At 71.5% G+C, this 16642-nt stretch carries 15 protein-coding genes; 10 read left to right on the plus strand and 5 right to left on the minus strand.

What is annotated here, in order from left to right; translation table 11 throughout:
• Positions 1-66: 66 nt before the first annotated feature.
• Together OG252_RS20235 and OG252_RS20240 are read right to left on the minus strand one after the other, a co-directional pair.
• Positions 67-1032 (minus strand): DeoR/GlpR family DNA-binding transcription regulator, encoded by a 966-nt coding sequence (locus OG252_RS20235; protein ID WP_266434524.1) that lies wholly within the window; start codon positions 1030-1032, stop codon positions 67-69.
• A gap of 166 nt (positions 1033-1198) precedes the next feature.
• Complete coding sequence (locus OG252_RS20240; protein ID WP_329337716.1) at positions 1199-2647, minus strand: NAD(P)H-quinone dehydrogenase; 1449 nt, start codon at positions 2645-2647, stop codon at positions 1199-1201.
• 106 nt (positions 2648-2753) lie between these two features.
• Between OG252_RS20240 and OG252_RS20245 the strand changes: the two genes are divergently transcribed.
• The 3 genes from OG252_RS20245 to OG252_RS20255 all read left to right on the plus strand — a co-directional run bounded on the left by OG252_RS20245 (position 2754) and on the right by OG252_RS20255 (position 6078).
• Positions 2754-3191 (plus strand): gamma-glutamylcyclotransferase, encoded by a 438-nt coding sequence (locus OG252_RS20245; protein WP_329337718.1) that lies wholly within the window; start codon positions 2754-2756, stop codon positions 3189-3191.
• Between the two features lie 128 nt (positions 3192-3319).
• Positions 3320-4144, plus strand: coding sequence for a purine-nucleoside phosphorylase (locus OG252_RS20250; protein ID WP_266434530.1), 825 nt, complete (start codon positions 3320-3322; stop codon positions 4142-4144).
• 302 nt (positions 4145-4446) lie between these two features.
• Positions 4447-6078 carry a phospho-sugar mutase gene (locus OG252_RS20255; RefSeq protein WP_329337721.1) on the plus strand — a complete coding sequence of 544 codons (1632 nt, stop codon included), beginning with the start codon at positions 4447-4449 and terminating at the stop codon, positions 6076-6078.
• 1090 nt (positions 6079-7168) lie between these two features.
• On the opposite strand, the gene OG252_RS20260 is transcribed toward OG252_RS20255, so the two are convergent.
• Positions 7169-7867, minus strand: coding sequence for a PH domain-containing protein (locus tag OG252_RS20260; RefSeq protein WP_329337723.1), 699 nt, complete (start codon positions 7865-7867; stop codon positions 7169-7171).
• A 118-nt stretch (positions 7868-7985) separates the two neighbouring features.
• Here OG252_RS20260 and deoC point away from each other — a divergent pair, with 118 nt between their 5' ends.
• From deoC to OG252_RS20275, 3 genes are read left to right on the plus strand one after another with little or no spacing between them, the layout of a single operon-like run.
• Complete coding sequence (gene deoC / locus OG252_RS20265) at positions 7986-8942, plus strand: deoxyribose-phosphate aldolase (RefSeq protein ID WP_443068417.1); 957 nt, start codon at positions 7986-7988, stop codon at positions 8940-8942.
• 5 nt (positions 8943-8947) lie between these two features.
• Positions 8948-10384: an aldehyde dehydrogenase family protein gene (locus OG252_RS20270; RefSeq protein WP_329337728.1), complete on the plus strand. Its 1437-nt coding sequence runs from the start codon at positions 8948-8950 to the stop codon at positions 10382-10384.
• Entirely contained in the window at positions 10377-11282 is a 906-nt protein-coding gene (locus tag OG252_RS20275; RefSeq protein WP_266434540.1) for an aldehyde dehydrogenase family protein, read from the plus strand. The genes OG252_RS20270 and OG252_RS20275 overlap by 8 nt, the downstream gene beginning before the upstream one ends.
• Positions 11283-11361: 79 nt before the next feature.
• Here OG252_RS20275 and OG252_RS20280 read toward each other — a convergent pair whose 3' ends face one another.
• Positions 11362-11766 carry a hypothetical protein gene (locus OG252_RS20280; RefSeq protein ID WP_266434542.1) on the minus strand — a complete coding sequence of 135 codons (405 nt, stop codon included), beginning with the start codon at positions 11764-11766 and terminating at the stop codon, positions 11362-11364.
• 70 nt (positions 11767-11836) lie between these two features.
• Here OG252_RS20280 and OG252_RS20285 point away from each other — a divergent pair, with 70 nt between their 5' ends.
• The gene (locus OG252_RS20285) at positions 11837-12547 is read left to right on the plus strand and encodes a uridine kinase family protein (RefSeq protein ID WP_443068418.1); all 711 of its coding nucleotides are present in this window, start codon (positions 11837-11839) and stop codon (positions 12545-12547) included.
• Positions 12548-12791: 244 nt separating this feature from the next.
• Here OG252_RS20285 and OG252_RS20290 read toward each other — a convergent pair whose 3' ends face one another.
• Positions 12792-13535 (minus strand): SigE family RNA polymerase sigma factor, encoded by a 744-nt coding sequence (locus tag OG252_RS20290; protein WP_266434546.1) that lies wholly within the window; start codon positions 13533-13535, stop codon positions 12792-12794.
• 263 nt (positions 13536-13798) lie between these two features.
• On the opposite strand from OG252_RS20290, the gene afsQ1 reads away from it, so the two are divergent.
• From afsQ1 to OG252_RS20305, 3 genes are read left to right on the plus strand one after another with little or no spacing between them, the layout of a single operon-like run.
• Entirely contained in the window at positions 13799-14476 is a 678-nt protein-coding gene (gene afsQ1, locus OG252_RS20295; RefSeq protein WP_161300939.1) for a two-component system response regulator AfsQ1, read from the plus strand.
• Positions 14473-16029 carry a sensor histidine kinase gene (locus OG252_RS20300; RefSeq protein WP_266434550.1) on the plus strand — a complete coding sequence of 519 codons (1557 nt, stop codon included), beginning with the start codon at positions 14473-14475 and terminating at the stop codon, positions 16027-16029. Before afsQ1 ends, OG252_RS20300 begins: the two co-directional genes overlap by 4 nt.
• Positions 16029-16631 (plus strand): hypothetical protein, encoded by a 603-nt coding sequence (locus OG252_RS20305; protein ID WP_266434552.1) that lies wholly within the window; start codon positions 16029-16031, stop codon positions 16629-16631. The genes OG252_RS20300 and OG252_RS20305 overlap by 1 nt, the downstream gene beginning before the upstream one ends.
• Positions 16632-16642: the final 11 nt, after the last annotated feature.

Below are 16642 nucleotides of genomic sequence, written 5' to 3' on the forward strand. Positions count from 1 at the left end.
CATCCTCACGGGTACGGCGGGGTCCCGCCGGGCCACACCGGTCCGCCCCTGCTCACGGGTGTGCCGTCAGCGGCGGCGGAGGTCCGCGACCCGCGCCCGTTCGGTGCCCGGCGTCTGCTCGCCCAGGGCCGTGGCGGAGCGCAGTCCCGGAGCGCCGCCCGGGACCTGGCCGCGACGCGGGCCCGGCAGGGGCACGTCCCGGCGCTGGTGCTGTCGGCGCGCCGGGACCTGATCACCCCCCGGCTGCTCCGACGCACCGGCGACGGCGATCTGCACCCCCTGGTCGGCGAGGGCCTGGAGTTCGGTGGCCGCGCGGTCGTCGTGGACGGGCGGTTCGTCCGTCACGAGGCGGGTGATGAGGTCCGTCGGCACGGTCTGGAACATGGTGTCGGTGCCGAGTTTGGTGTGGTCGGCGAGGACCACGACCTCGGAGGCGGCCTGCACCAGCGCGCGGTCGACGGACGCGGAGAGCATGTTGGAGGTGGAGAGCCCGCGCTCGGCGGTCAGTCCGCTCCCGGAGAGGAAGGCCCGCGACACTCTGAGCCCCTGGAGGGACTGTTCGGCACCGCTGCCGACGAGGGCGTAGTTGGACCCGCGGAGGGTGCCGCCGGTCATGACGACCTCCACGCGGTTGGCATGGGCCAAGGCCTGGGCCACCAGCAGGGAGTTGGTGACGACGGTCAGCCCGGGCACCCGGGCGAGCCGGCGGGCCAGCTCCTGTGTGGTGGTTCCCGCACCGACCACGATGGCTTCGCCCTCTTCGACGAAGCTCGCGGCGAGATCGGCGATGGCCGTCTTCTCGGCGGTCGCGAGATGGGATTTCTGCGGAAAGCCGGATTCTCGCGTGAACCCGCCCGGCAATACCGCACCGCCGTGCCGGCGGTCGAGGAGTCCTTCTGCCTCCAGTGCGCGCACGTCCCGCCGTACGGTCACTTCGGAGGTCTGGACGACGCGGGCGAGCTCACGGAGCGACACGGCCCCGTTCGCTCGCACCATTTCGAGGATCAATTGGCGACGTTCTGCAGCGAACACGAAACTGACAGTAACCCCAACGACCGTCTGGTTTCAGCAGTTTGCGCCGAATTACAGAAGTTGTTCGCACACCAGGTCAGGAAGTGGTATAGGGCCTAATCGCGGCGCCTATGCCGCCCGCATGCGCGACAACTCCCCGTGACCAGCGAGGAATCGCTTTCGGCCGTCAGCCTTCGTCGCCCGCCTTGCGCGTGTGCAGCTGCCGCGCGACCTCGGCGATCGACCCCGAAAGGGAGGGATAGACGGTGAACGCGTTCGCGATCTGTTCGACCGTCAGATTATTGTCGACGGCGAGCGAGATGGGGTGGATCAGTTCCGAGGCGCGGGGAGCGACCACCACGCCGCCGACGACGATCCCCGTGCCCGGCCGGCAGAAGATCTTGACGAAGCCGTCCCGGATGCCCTGCATCTTCGCGCGCGGGTTGCGCAGCAGGGGCAGCTTCACCGCCCGGGCGTCGATCTTGCCGGAGTCGACGTCGGACTGGCTGTAGCCGACGGTGGCGATCTCGGGGTCGGTGAAGACGTTCGAGGAGACCGTCTTCAGGTTCAGCGGGGCCACCGCGTCGCCGAGGAAGTGGTACATGGCGATACGTCCCTGCATCGCCGCGACGGAGGCGAGGGCGAAGACGCCGGTCACGTCACCGGCCGCGTACACGCCCGGGGCGGTGGTCCGGGAGACCTTGTCGGTCCAGATGTGCCCGGAGTCGCGGAGCTTGACCCCGGCGTCCTCCAGGCCCATGCCCGCGCTGTTCGGGATGGCGCCGACGGCCATCAGACAGTGCGAGCCGCTGATGACCCGCCCGTCGGCGAGGGTGACCTCGACCCGGTCGCCGACCCGCTTGGCGGACTGGGCGCGGGAGCGGGCCAGGACGTTCATGCCACGGCGCCGGAAGACCTCTTCCAGTACGGCGGCCGCGTCCGGGTCCTCGCCGGGGAGCACCCGGTCGCGGGAGGAGACGAGGGTGACCTTGGAGCCGAGGGCCTGGTAGGCACCGGCGAACTCGGCACCGGTGACACCGGAACCGACCACGATGAGCTCCTCGGGGAGCTCGTCGAGGTCGTAGACCTGGGTCCAGTTCAGGATGCGCTCGCCGTCGGGCTGGGCGTCCTCCAACTCACGCGGGTGACCGCCGGTGGCGATGAGCACCGCGTCCGCGACGAGGGTCTCCTCGCTCCCGTCGACGGCACGCACGACGACCTTCCGCGAGCCGTCGAGGGCCTGCATGCCCTCGAGGCGCCCGCGCCCGCGCAGCACCCGGGCGCCGGCCCGGGTCACGGAGGCGGTGATGTCGTGCGACTGTGCGAGAGCGAGCCGCTTCACACGCCGGTTGACCTTCCCCAGATCGACCCCCACCACCCGGGCGGCCCGCTCCAGGGGCGGGGTGTCGTCGGCGACGATGATCCCCAACTCTTCGTACGACGAATCGAAGGTGGTCATCACCTCGGCCGTGGCGATAAGAGTCTTCGACGGGACGCAGTCGGTGAGCACCGACGCCCCGCCCAGACCGTCGCAGTCCACGACGGTCACCTCCGCGCCGAGTTGGGCGGCCACCAGGGCCGCCTCGTATCCGCCGGGTCCGCCACCGATGATCACGATCCGAGTCACGTACTCCATTGTCCCGCACGCCCGGGGATGCCACCGCCCCGGGGGCGACAGGGAGGCCCATCCGTTACGTGCGTGACCGGAGATACGCACGAAACGGCTGCCGTACCCTCGACGCATGTCGCTCTACGCCGCGTACGCCGGCAACCTCGACGCGCGGCTGATGACCCGCCGCGCCCCGCACTCGCCGCTGCGTGCGACGGGCTGGCTGAACGGATGGCGGCTGACCTTCGGCGGCGAGCACCTGGGCTGGGAGGGCGCACTGGCGACGATCGTCGAGGCGCCGGGCGCCCAGGTCTTCGTCGCGCTGTACGACCTCGCGCCCCTGGACGAAGACTCGATGGACCGCTGGGAGGGCGTCGGCCTCGACATCTACCGCCGGATGCGGGTGCGCGTGCACACCATGGAGGGCCAGGAGCCGGTCTGGGTGTACGTCCTCAACGGCTACGAGGGCGGTCTGCCCTCGGCCCGCTATCTGGGCGAGATCGCGGATGCGGCGGAGTCGGCGGGCGCGCCGCACGACTACGTGATGGAGCTGCGGAAGCGCCCCTGCTGAGCTCGCCTGGGGCGCCCGATTCGTCGGGCCCGGGGGCGCGGACCGGTCGGAAACGACAAGACAACGATCGCCATCCCGTGAGCTCTGTCATCTACGCGCGTAGGCCTCGACCGGCTACCCTCATCGGCGTGAACGCATCTCTTCTTCCGGACGACATCCAGGGCGACCCCCATGCCGCCGCCGACGCCGCCGCCGCGCGCCTGCGCGAACTGACCGGCGCCGAGACCCACGACGTCGCCCTCGTGATGGGCTCCGGCTGGGCGCCGGCCGTCGACGCCCTCGGTGCTCCCGACGCCGAGTTCCAGGTCACCGAGCTGCCCGGCTTCCCGCCGCCGGCGGTCGAGGGCCACGGCGGCAAGATCCGCTCGTACCGGATCGGTGCGAAGCGGGCCCTGGTCTTCCTGGGCCGCACCCACTATTACGAGGGCCGCGGTGTCGCCGCCGTCGCGCACGGCGTCCGTACCGCCGTCGCCGCCGGCTGCAAGACGATCGTCCTCACCAACGGCTGCGGCGGCCTGCGCGAAGGCATGCGTCCCGGCCAGCCGGTGCTGATCAGCGACCACATCAACCTCACGGCGACGTCCCCCATCATCGGCGCGAACTTCGTCGACCTCACCGATCTCTACTCCCCGCGCCTGCGGGCCCTGTGCAAGGAGATCGACCCCACGCTGGAGGAGGGCGTCTACGCCCAGTTCCCCGGCCCGCACTACGAGACCCCCGCGGAGATCCGCATGGCCCGGGTCATCGGCGCGGACCTGGTGGGCATGTCGACGGTCCTCGAAGCCATCGCGGCACGTGAGGCGGGCGCCGAGATCCTGGGCATCTCCCTGGTGACGAACCTCGCGGCCGGCATGACGGGCGAGCCCCTGAACCACGAGGAGGTCCTCCAGGCGGGCCGCGACTCGGCCACCCGGATGGGCTCCCTGCTGGCCCAGGTCCTGGGCCGGCTGTAGTGACCGCACCAGGGGGCTCCGCCCCCTGACCCCCGGCCTTCGCCCACCCACCACCCGACTCGGTCACTCAATAGGTGCGGGACCACGCAGCCCGTCCGGCGTACACAATCAAGCACCGGCCCGCACCCTCAGCCCGTCCGGCGTTTGAGGACGAGGCCTTTCGGGCCGATGGGGGTCTGGGGGCGCAGCCCCCAGCGGGGTCGAAGGGGCAGCGCCCCTGGGGATGGGACGGGTACGGGCGGCGGGGGCGAGAAAACCCGTCCCGCGGCCACAAGCGAACCGAAACGAGAGGCTGACCGAACGTGCACGACGATCTCATCGCGCGAGCCAAGGCATGGCTGACCGAGGACCCCGACACGGACACCCGTGCGGAACTCGCCGAGCTGATCGACGCCAAGGACGTCGCCGAACTCGCCGAACGCTTCAGCGGCACCCTCCAGTTCGGCACGGCGGGCCTCAGAGGCGAGCTCGGCGCCGGCCCCATGCGCATGAACCGCACGGTCGTCATCCGCGCCGCCGCCGGTCTCGCCGCGTACCTGAAGAAGAACGGCCACACCGACGGAGTCGTCGTCATCGGCTACGACGCCCGCCACAAGTCCGCCGCCTTCGCCGAGGACACCGCCGCCGTGATGACGGGAGCGGGCCTGCGCGCGGCCGTCCTCCCCCGCCCCCTCCCCACCCCTGTCCTGGCGTTCGCCATAAGGCACCTCGGCGCGATCGCCGGCGTGGAGGTCACCGCCAGCCACAACCCGCCCCGCGACAACGGCTACAAGGTGTACCTCGGCGACGGCTCCCAGATCGTGCCCCCGGCGGACGCCGAGATCGCGGCCGAGATCGACGCCGTCGCGTCCCTCACCACCGTCCCCCGCCCCACCACCGGCTGGGAGACCCTCGACGACGCCGTCCTCGACGCCTACCTCGCCCGCACGGACGCCGTCCTCGCCCCCGGCTCCCCCCGCACGGCCCGCACGGTCTACACGGCGATGCACGGCGTCGGCAAGGAGACCCTCCTCGCCGCCTTCGCCCGGGCCGGCTTCCCGCGGCCCGTCCTCGTCGCCGAGCAGGCCGACCCGGACCCGGACTTCCCGACCGTCGCGTTCCCCAACCCGGAAGAGCCCGGCGCGATGGACCTCGCCTTCGCCAAGGCCCGCGAGACCGACCCGGACCTGATCATCGCCAACGATCCGGACGCGGACCGCCTGGCGGTCGCGGTCAAGGACGCCGGCGACTGGCGGATGCTCCGCGGCGACGAGGTCGGCGCCCTCCTCGCCACCCACCTGGTCGCCCGCGGGGCCCGCGGCACCTTCGCGGAGTCGATCGTCTCCTCGTCCCTCCTCGGCCGGATCGTCGAGAAGGCGAACCTGCCGTACGAGGAGACCCTCACCGGCTTCAAGTGGATCGCCCGCGTCGAGGGCCTGCGCTACGGCTACGAGGAGGCCCTCGGCTACTGCGTGGACCCGGACGGCGTACGGGACAAGGACGGCATCACGGCCGCCCTCCAGATGACGGAACTCGCCTCCACCCTCAAGGCGGAGAACCGCACCCTCCTGGACCTCCTGGACGACATCGCGGTCGAGCACGGCCTGCACGCCACCGACCAGCTCTCGGTCCGCGTGGAGGACCTGTCGGTCATCGCCGCCGCGATGCGACGCCTGCGCGAGCAGCCCCCGACCCGGCTCGCGGGCCTGCCGATCACCAGGTCCGAGGACCTCACGCAGGGCACGGAGTCCCTCCCGCCCACCGACGGCCTGCGCTACACGCTCGACGGCGCCCGGGTCGTCGTCCGCCCCAGCGGCACGGAGCCGAAGCTCAAGTGCTACCTGGAGGTCGTCGTCCCGGTCGCCGCGCACGCCGATCTCCCGGCGGCTCGCGCGAAGGCGACGGACCTGCTGGCGACGATCAAGCGGGACCTGTCGACGGCGGCCGGCATCTGAGCCGTACGCGCCCGGTACGCGACCGATGCGACCCACACGGCGGGGCGCTCCGGGGGAATCCCGGGGGCACCCCGCCGGGCGTTCTCCCCAGGCGGCTCGACGCGGCCTCCGCACACGCCCCGCCCTCCGGGCAACGGCGGGCCGCCCGACGTGGGCTTCGCACCCCGCCCCGCCCTCCGGACACGGCAGACCGGATTCACCCCCACCGAGCCGGCCCGGAGCCGCCCCGCCACCGTTCACGGGGGTCCGGCCGGCGATCGTGCCGGGCAGGCGGACAGCCGGACAGCCGGGGCGTTGCTTCCCCCGGGTTCGCTTCCGCCTCCCTTACAGCAGCCCTCGCCCTGCCGGCGGCGGTGGCAGGCTCGGGCGGGCGCACGTCGGGGCGTGCATGGCCCTGATGTGACGCGGGGGACGTAAGCACCGCACATCCCGCCGCTACCGCACCCTCACCCCACCGAACGGCGATGACACGCTCGGCCCACGTCAAGGCACGCACGGCCCTGATGTGGCACGGGGGGCGTAAGCACCGCACTCTCACCCCGCCCCCGCCCCCGCCCCACCGAACGGCGGCGGCACGCTCGGCCCACATCAGAGCACGCACGGCCCTGACGTAGCGCGGGGGACGTAAGCACCGCACATCCCGCCGCTACCGCACCCTCACCCCACCGAACGGCGGCGGCACGCTCGGCCCACATCAGAGCACGCACGGCCCTGACGTAGCGCGGGGGACGTAAGCACCGCACATCCCGCCGCTACCGCACCCTCACCCCACCGAACGGCGATGACACGCTCGGCCCACGTCAAGGCACGCACGGCCCTGGTGTGACGCGGGGGACGTGAGCGCCGCGCATCCCCCGCCACTACCGCACCCTCACCCCACCGAACGGCGATGACAGGCTCGGCCCACGTCAAGGCACGCACGGCCCTGACGTGACGCGGGGGACGTAAGCACCGCACATCCCGCCACTACCGCACCCTCACCCCGCCGAACGGCGATGACACGCTCGGCCCACGTCAAGGCACGCACGGCCCTGATGCGGCACGCGGCGCCGTGAGCGTCAGCGAGTGTGCCTAAGGGCGGCCCGGCCCTTCAGCCCGTCGCGATCAGAATCGCCAGCAGCACCGCCCCGGCCACCGCCGGTCCCACGACCTCGTAGGCCCACCGCACGGTCACCTCGCCCTGTGCCGCCTCCGACTTGGCCTGGGCCTCCTGGAGTTCCCGCAGCTCGTCCATGATCCGGTCGGTCTCGGCCCGTACGGGCCCGTCCGGTACCGCGGTCCTGCCGCCGCCGAGCATCCCCCCGGCCCCGGACAGCCCGGAGAGTCCGCCGCCGAACGCGCCACCCCGCCCGGCGCCGTCCGCCCCGCGCCGCTCCTCCCGCCGAGCCGCCTTCTTCCGGCCCCGCAGCGACACGGGAACGGCCCACAGCTGGAACTTCCGGCCGGCGGCGACCGCCTCGTTCGAGTAGCCCGAGCGCAGCGCCTCGATCTGCCCCCACGGCAGCACGATCACCCGGAACGGGTTCCGGATGCGCAGCCGTTCCTGGTTGGCGAACACGGCGGGCCGCAGCGTGAAGGCCACCACCAGCGGCACCAGGAGGATCAGCGCGGCGAGCGCCAGCCAGGGCGTGCGGCCCTCCCCGGAGACGATCGCGTCGATGCCGAGCCAGCCGGCGATACCGAGCAGCAGGAAACCGCCGGCCATGGCCGCGGGCGACCGATAGATCCGGTCCGGCGACTGGGGCGCCGAGGGCTGCGGCGCCGATGACTGGGGTTCCGGAGTCGTCATGGGCCCGATTCTGCCCGAAGCCCCCGGCGGGACTCGTACGCGGTGCCGCCGTACCGGATGAGCACCTGATATGTCTGCCGGGGTGTACAGCTGCTACGCGCGTAGATATGCTCGTCTGGTGACCATGCCCACCACTGCACACACGCTCACGGACGTGGCGGCCTCCGACAGCACGCTGCGCCGCTTCCTCCACGGGCTGCCCGGCGTCGACGCGGTCGGCCTGGAGGCGCGCGCCGCCTCGCTCGGCACCCGTTCCATCAAGACGACCGCGAAGGCGTACGCGATCGACCTCGCGATCTCGATGGTCGATCTGACGACGCTGGAAGGCGCGGACACCCCGGGCAAGGTCCGGGCGCTCGGCGCCAAGGCGGTCCGCCCCGACCCGACCGACCGTACGACCCCCGCCACGGCCGCGGTCTGCGTGTATCCCGACATGGTGGCCACCGCCAAGGAGGCCGTCGCCGGCTCCTCGGTGAAGGTCGCCTCGGTCGCCACCGCCTTCCCGGCCGGCCGCGCCGCGCTCTCCGTGAAGCTGGCGGACGTCCGGGACGCGGTCGCGGCGGGCGCCGACGAGATCGACATGGTCATCGACCGTGGGGCGTTCCTCGCGGGGAACTACATGAAGGTGTACGACGAGATCGTCGCCGTGAAGGACGCCTGCCGGGCGTCCGCCCGCCTGAAGGTCATCTTCGAGACGGGCGAGCTGTCGACGTACGACAACATCCGCCGCGCCAGCTGGCTCGGCATGATCGCCGGCGCCGACTTCATCAAGACGTCCACCGGCAAGGTCGCCGTCAACGCGACCCCGGCGAACACCCTCCTGATGCTGGAGGCCGTGCGTGACTTCCGCGCCCAGACCGGGGTACAGGTCGGCGTGAAGCCGGCCGGCGGGATCCGCACCACCAAGGACGCCGTCAAGTTCCTCGTTCTGGTCAACGAGACCGCGGGCGAGGACTGGCTGGACAACCACTGGTTCCGCTTCGGCGCCTCCTCGCTCCTGAACGACCTGCTGATGCAGCGTCAGAAGCTGGCCACCGGCCGCTATTCCGGCCCCGACTACGTGACGGTGGACTGATCACCATGGCATCCGTATTCGACTACGCACCCGCACCCGAGTCCCGCTCCGTCGTCGACATCGCGCCCTCCTACGGCCTGTTCATCGACGGCGAGTTCACCGAGGCCGCCGACGGCAAGGTCTTCAAGACGGTCTCGCCAAGCACCGAGGAAGTGCTGTCCGAGATCGCCCAGGCCGGCACCGAGGACGTCGACCGCGCGGTCCGGGCCGCCCGCAAGGCCTTCGAGAAGTGGTCGGCGCTGCCCGGCGCCGAGCGCGCGAAGTACCTGTTCCGCATCGCCCGGATCATCCAGGAACGCAGCCGCGAACTGGCCGTCCTGGAGACCCTGGACAACGGCAAGCCCATCAAGGAGACCCGCGACGCCGACCTCCCCCTGGTCGCCGCGCACTTCTTCTACTACGCGGGCTGGGCCGACAAGCTCGACCACGCCGGCTTCGGCGCGAACCCGAGGCCGCTCGGCGTGGCGGGCCAGGTCATCCCCTGGAACTTCCCGCTCCTGATGCTGGCCTGGAAGATCGCCCCGGCGCTCGCGACGGGCAACACCGTGGTGCTGAAGCCCGCCGAGACGACCCCCCTGTCCGCCCTGTTCTTCGCGGACATCTGCCGCCAGGCGGGCCTGCCCAAGGGCGTCGTCAACATCCTTCCGGGATACGGCGCCACGGGCGCGGCGCTCGTCGAGCACCCGGACGTGAACAAGGTGGCCTTCACCGGCTCCACGGCGGTCGGCAAGGCCATCGCCCGCCAGGTGGCGGGCACGAGGAAGAAGGTCACCCTCGAACTCGGCGGCAAGGGCGCCAACATCGTCTTCGACGACGCCCCGATCGACCAGGCCGTCGAGGGCATCGTGAGCGGCATCTTCTTCAACCAGGGCCAGGTCTGCTGCGCCGGCTCCCGGCTCCTGGTCCAGGAGTCGATCCAGGACGAGGTGCTGGACTCCCTCAAGCGCCGCCTCTCCACCCTCCGCCTCGGCGACCCGCTGGACAAGAACACGGACATCGGCGCGATCAACTCCGCCGAACAGCTCTCCCGCATCACCACGCTCGTCGAGGCGGGCGAGGCGGAGGGCGCCGAGCGCTGGTCCGCGGCCTGCGAACTCCCGTCCTCCGGCTACTGGTTCGCCCCGACGCTCTTCACGAACGTCACCCAGGCGCACACCATCGCCCGCGACGAGATCTTCGGCCCGGTGCTGTCCGTCCTCACCTTCCGCACCCCTGACGAGGCCGTCGCCAAGGCCAACAACTCGCAGTACGGCCTCTCCGCCGGCATCTGGAGCGAGAAGGGCTCCCGCATCCTCGCGGTGGCGAACAAGCTCCGCGCGGGCGTCGTCTGGTCCAACACGTTCAACAAGTTCGACCCCACCTCGCCGTTCGGCGGCTACAAGGAGTCGGGCTTCGGCCGCGAGGGCGGTCGCCACGGCCTGGAGGCGTACCTCGATGTCTGACCGCAGCAACGAACGACTGAGCGTCTTCAAGACCTACAAGCTGTACGTCGGCGGGAAGTTCCCGCGTTCCGAGAGCGGCCGGGTGTACGAGGTGACGGACTCGAAGGGCAAGTGGCTGGCGAACGCGCCGCTCTCCTCCCGCAAGGACGCCCGGGACGCGGTCGTTGCGGCCCGCAAGGCGTTCGGCGGCTGGTCCGGCGCGACCGCGTACAACCGCGGCCAGATCCTCTACCGCATCGCGGAGATGCTGGAGGGCCGCAGGGCGCAGTTCGTCCACGAGGTCGCCGACGCCGAGGGCCTGTCGAAGTCGAAGGCCACCGAGCAGGTGGACGCGGCGATCGACCGCTGGGTCTGGTACGCGGGCTGGACCGACAAGATCGCCCAGGTGGTCGGCGGCGGCAACCCGGTGGCGGGCCCGTACTTCAACCTCTCGTCCCCCGAGCCGACGGGCGTGGTCACCGTGCTGGCCCCCCAGAAGTCGTCCTTCCTGGGTCTGGTCTCGGTCCTCGCCCCGGTCATCGCGACCGGCAACACGGCGATCGTCATCGCGAGCGAGAAGTCCCCGCTCCCGGCCCTGTCCCTGGGCGAGGTGCTGGCCACCTCCGACCTGCCCGGCGGAGTCGTCAACGTCCTCTCCGGCCGTACGGCGGAGATCGCGACGCCCCTCGCGGCGCACCAGGACGTCAACGCGATCGATCTGGCCGGCGCCGGCACCGACGACGGCCTGGCGAAGGAACTGGAGATCGCGGCGGCCGACAACCTGAAGCGCGTCCTTCGTCCACAGCCTGTGGACGACTGGTCGGTGACGCCCGGCATCGACCGCATGACGGCGTTCCTGGAGACGAAGACGGTCTGGCACCCGACGGGTTCGCTGGGCGCGTCCGGCTCGGGGTACTGACCGGCCCGGCCGTCTCCGAAGACCGAAGAGCCGCGCTTCCCCTCCGTCCGGGGGAGGCGCGGCTCTTCTCCTGCCGTCCTCAGTGGCTCAGCAGTCCCGTCACCTGCCCGACCACCGGCATGCTCCCGATGGACTGCGCCTGCGCGACCGGCCCGGTCAGTGCCTGCGAGGTCAGCGGCTGGAAGTCGGCGAGCTGGGTGCCGATGCCGTTGTCGAGCGGGTCGACGCCGGTGCCGGCCAGGGGGTTGGGCTTGAGGCCGGCGACCGGGCCGGTGACGTAGCCGACGGTGGCGGTGAGGGCCTGGAGGCCGGCCTGCGGGTCGACGTTGCCGAGCGAGGTGGGGCGGGTGCGCATCACCTCGACGACCGGCTCGGTGTCCGCGGCGGCCGTCGCCGCGCCTGCTCCCAGGGCCACGCCCGCGGTCGCGAGGGCGACCAGGGCACGCCGGGCGGTCGGGTTCTGGAGGGACGCGTGTCGGACCATCGTGTCTGCCACCTTCTGCTTGCTTCGACTTGCACAGGGTAATCAGGTCGACACGAAGGGTAGTTGAGGTGTGACGCGCGCATCAAAGCCGACCCGCGGGGTCGTTGAACAGCAGGTGAATGCCTCACACTGGTGTCCCGTGAGCTCCCATCCACCCATACCGACGCGAGTCGTGCTGCTCTGCGGCCCTTCCGGCTCCGGCAAGTCCCTCCTCGCCGCCCGCTCCGGCCTGCCGGTCCTGCGGCTCGACGACTTCTACAAGGAGGGTGACGACCCGACGCTGCCGCTGGTGGCCGGGAGCTCCGACATCGACTGGGACCACCCGGACTCCTGGGACACGGACACGGCGATCGCCGCGATCGTGGACCTGTGCCGCACGGGCCGGACGAAGATCCCGGTCTACGACATCTCGCTGAGCGCCCGCACCGGCGAGGAGTCCGTCGAGGTGGGCCGCACGCCCCTGTTCATCGCGGAGGGCATCTTCGCGGCCGAGATCGTCACCCGCTGCCGGGACCTCGGCGTCCTCGCCGACGCCCTGTGCCTGAGCCGCGGCCCGGTCCGCACGTTCCGCCGCCGCTTCCTCCGCGACCTGCGGGAAGGCCGCAAGTCGGTGCCCTTCCTCCTGCGCCGCGGCTGGCGCCTGATGCGCGCCGAACGCTCCATCGTGGCCCGCCAGACGGCCCTGGGCGCCCACGCCTGCGACAAGGACGAGGCCCTGGGCCGCCTCGCCTCGGCCGCGGCGGGCCGCCGTCCGGCGGCGGCTTCGGCCTCGCAGGGCTGATCTCGGCCCCCTGACCGCCGTACACGCGGACCGCCGTACACACGGACCACACGGACCGCCGTACACGCGAAAACGGGACTGGATGGACCCCCCGGCCCTCCAGTCCCGCTCCCTTGGTGCTCCCCCGTGCTTCCCCCACCCCCGTGGGTCCCCCGTTGCCCCCCATGACCCCCGCGGGTCCCCCGTGACCCCCGTTGGCCCCTCCCCGGTTACTGCTCCCCCGTTACTTGCTTCCCCCCAACCTTCAGGCGACGAGCTCCCCGAAGGCGCTTTCCTCGTCACGGCCGAAGCTGAGGACCTCGTCCTCACGCAGCCGGCGGAGCGACCGCCAGATGCTGGACTTCACCGTGCCGACACTGATGTCGAGGATCTCCGCGATCTCCGGGTCCGTGCGGCCCTCGTAGTAGCGCAGGACCAGCATGGTGCGCTGGAGTTCCGGCAGCCGGGCGAGCGCCTGCCACAGGACCGCGCGCAGTTCCGTGCCGCGCATCGCGTCCGTGTCGCCGGGCGTCTCCGGCAGTTCCTCGGTCGGGTACTCGTTCAGCTTGCGGCGGCGCCACGCGCTGATGTGCAGGTTGGTCATGGTGCGGCGGAGGTAGCCCCCGACCGCGGCCTTGTCACTGATCCGGTCCCACGCCCGGTAGGTCGAGAACAGCGCGCTCTGCAGCAGGTCCTCGGCCTCGAAGCGGTCACCGGTGAGGTGATAGGCGGTGGCGTACAGGGAGGCGCGGCGCTCCTGGACGTAGGCGGTGAACTCCGCCTCCGACAGTGAGCGACGCTCCCCCGTGTCCTCCCTGTACGCGCTTCCCCCGTGTGCTTCCCCCGTGAAGCCGTCAACCACCGTCATGTAACCGGTGTGCTGACGCCCGGTGCCGCGAGCGCACCCCCGCCCGCTCACGGCACCGGACTTCTCGGAACCCCGGCCCCCGTTCACGTCGTGCAGACGCGTGATCACTGCGCTCGTGCTGGTGCCGTGCAGCGTGTTCATCTCGCGCCCCCCGTCGTGGACTTCCCGGTGTTTCGGTTGTGCGTCCCGCTTCCTTGCCTGTGACCAAAATCTTGCCCGGGCCACTTCATGGCCGTGTCCGCCGACTGTCACAGACCTGTCACAGGGCCCCCTTCGGATGCCGCTCCCGGGCGCGGCACAGGCCCCACACAGACAAGAGGGTTACCGGCGCGTAGAGATACAGGTTGAGGTCGGAGAAATACAGGTGTCGCAGCCCCACCCCGCCATGGGCCAGAATGACCCCCGTGCCTTCCCTGTTGCTGATCGAGGACGACGACGCCATCCGTACGGCCCTGGAGCTGTCTCTGACGCGCCAGGGACACCGGGTTGCCACCGCTGCCACCGGCGAGGACGGCCTGAAGCTGCTGCGTGAGCAACGGCCGGATCTCATCGTGCTGGACGTGATGCTGCCCGGTATCGACGGGTTCGAGGTGTGCCGGCGCATCCGGCGCACCGACCAGCTGCCGATCATTCTGCTGACCGCGCGCAGCGACGACATCGACGTGGTGGTCGGACTGGAGTCCGGTGCCGACGACTATGTCGTCAAGCCTGTTCAGGGGCGGGTCCTCGACGCCCGGATCCGGGCCGTGCTGCGGCGCGGCGAGCGGGAGGCGAACGACGCGGCCTCGTTCGGTTCGCTGGTCATCGACCGTGCGGCGATGACCGTGACCAAGAACGGCGAGGACCTCCAGCTGACCCCGACCGAGCTGAGGCTGCTGCTCGAACTGAGCCGGCGGCCCGGACAGGCCCTGTCCCGGCAGCAGTTGCTGCGGCTGGTGTGGGAACACGACTACCTGGGCGACTCGCGACTGGTGGACGCCTGTGTCCAGCGGCTGCGCGCCAAGGTCGAGGACGTGCCGTCGTCCCCGACGCTGATCCGTACCGTGCGGGGCGTGGGTTATCGGCTGGACAGTCCTCAGTGACCGAAGCGCAAGGAGGCGTTCGCGGCTGGGCCGCGGCTCACGGGGGAACCTGGTCACGGCTGCGCTTCACCAGCCTGCGGCTGCGGCTGGTCGTCGTGTTCGGTCTGGTGGCGCTGACCGCCGCCGTGTCGGCGTCCGGCATCGCCTACTGGCTCAACCGCGAGGCGGTGCTCACCCGCACCCAGGACGCGGTGCTGCGCGACTTCGAGCAGGAGATGCAGAACCGCGCGGGCGCGCTGCCCCAGAGCCCCACGCAGGACGAACTGCAGCACACGGCGGGCCAGATGGCGAACAGCAGCCAGCGCTTCAGCGTGCTGCTGGTCGCCGCGGACGAGAGCGGCAAGACGGTGTACGGCAACTCCGGTGCCCTGAACGGGTTCTCGCTCCAGGACGTGCCCGCCTCCCTGCGCAAGGCGGTGACCAAGGAGCAGAAGGTCACCTCGACCAACAAGTACGCGTACCACCTGTACTGGCAGCGGATAGTCAGCGACGGCACGCCGTATCTGGTGGCCGGCACCAAGGTGATCGGCGGCGGCCCGACCGGTTACATGCTCAAGTCGCTGGAGCCGGAGGCCAAGGACCTCAACTCGCTCGCCTGGTCGCTCGGTATCGCCACCGGCCTGGCGCTGCTCGGCTCCGCGCTGCTCGCGCAGGCGGCCTCCACGACCGTGCTGAAGCCGGTGCACCGGCTCGGGGTCGCCGCCCGGCGGCTCGGCGAGGGGAAGCTGGACACGCGGCTGCAGGTGTCCGGGACCGACGAACTCGCCGATCTGTCGCGGACGTTCAACAACGCCGCCGCGGCGCTGGAGAAGCGGGTGGACGACATGGCCGCCCGGGACAACGCGTCCCGGCGGTTCGTGGCGGACATGTCGCACGAGCTGCGGACGCCGCTCACCGCCATCACCGCCGTCACGGAGGTGCTGGAGGAGGAACTGGAGTCGGGCGGCATCGATCCCATGGTCGATCCGGCGGTACGGCTCGTGGTCAGCGAGACCCGGCGGCTCAACGACCTCGTCGAGAACCTCATGGAGGTCACCCGCTTCGACGCCGGTACCGCGCGGCTGGTCGTCGACGACGTGGACGTCGCCGACCAGATCACCGCCTGCATCGACGCACGGGCCTGGCTGGACGCGGTGGAACTGGACGCCGAACGCGGCATCCACGCCCGCCTCGACCCGCGCCGCCTGGACGTGATCCTGGCGAACCTCGTCGGCAACGCGCTCAAGCACGGGGGGTCGCCGGTGCGGATCGCCGTGCGGGAGGCCGACGAGGAGGTCGTCATCGAGGTGCGGGACCACGGGCCCGGCATCCCCGAGGACGTCCTGCCGCACGTCTTCGACCGGTTCTACAAGGCCAGCGCCTCCCGGCCGCGCTCCGAAGGCAGCGGCCTGGGCCTGTCCATCGCCCTGGAGAACGCCCACATCCACGGCGGCGGGATCACCGCCGCCAACTCCGCCGAGGGGGGCGCGGTGTTCACACTGCGGCTGCCACGGGACTCGTCGCCGCTCACGGAGGAGCCCGACGAAGGTGAGAAGGCCAAGGGGGACGCCTGATGAACGTACGCCGCGTGCTGGCGCTCCCCGTGCTCGCCCTGCTCCTCGCCGGGTGCGGCATCCGGGCCACCGAGGTGCCGACCGACTTCGGCCCCGCCCCCTCCCGGGTGCGCTGCTCCCTCGCCGAGCCGGACATCTCCACGCAGGCCTCGCGCGGGGTGCCGGTGCAGGTGTTCCTGCTGTGCGGTTCGTCGCTGGTGGCCGTCGACCGGACCGTGCGCGTGCCGGACGGTACGGCGGACTCCGAGCGGCGCGTGCTGGTCGCGCAGGAGTTGCTGGACGAGCTCGCCGCGACGCCGTCGCCCGCGGAGAAGGAGGCCGGCTACACCACCGACGTGCGCGGCGGCATGACGGTGAGCGGACCGCGTCCCGCGGACCCCGCGGACGCCCTGCGCCTGAGCACCCCGCCCGACGACCTCACCTCCTACTCCCTCGCCCAGCTGGTGTGCACCTTCTCCGACTCGGCGGCCGCGGAGGGCGACGGCTCCGTCATCCTCGGCGGCCCCGTCGGCGGGCCTCTGCGGCGCTACGAGTGCACCGACGAGGTCCGCTCCCGCCCGGGCAGCAAGGAGCCGCCGTCGGGCGAGGTGGCGGGCGGGTGATGCCCCCCAAG

The sequence above is a fragment of the Streptomyces sp. NBC_01352 genome (genome assembly GCF_036237295.1).
GTDB classification, from domain to species: Bacteria; Actinomycetota; Actinomycetes; order Streptomycetales; family Streptomycetaceae; genus Streptomyces; species Streptomyces plumbiresistens.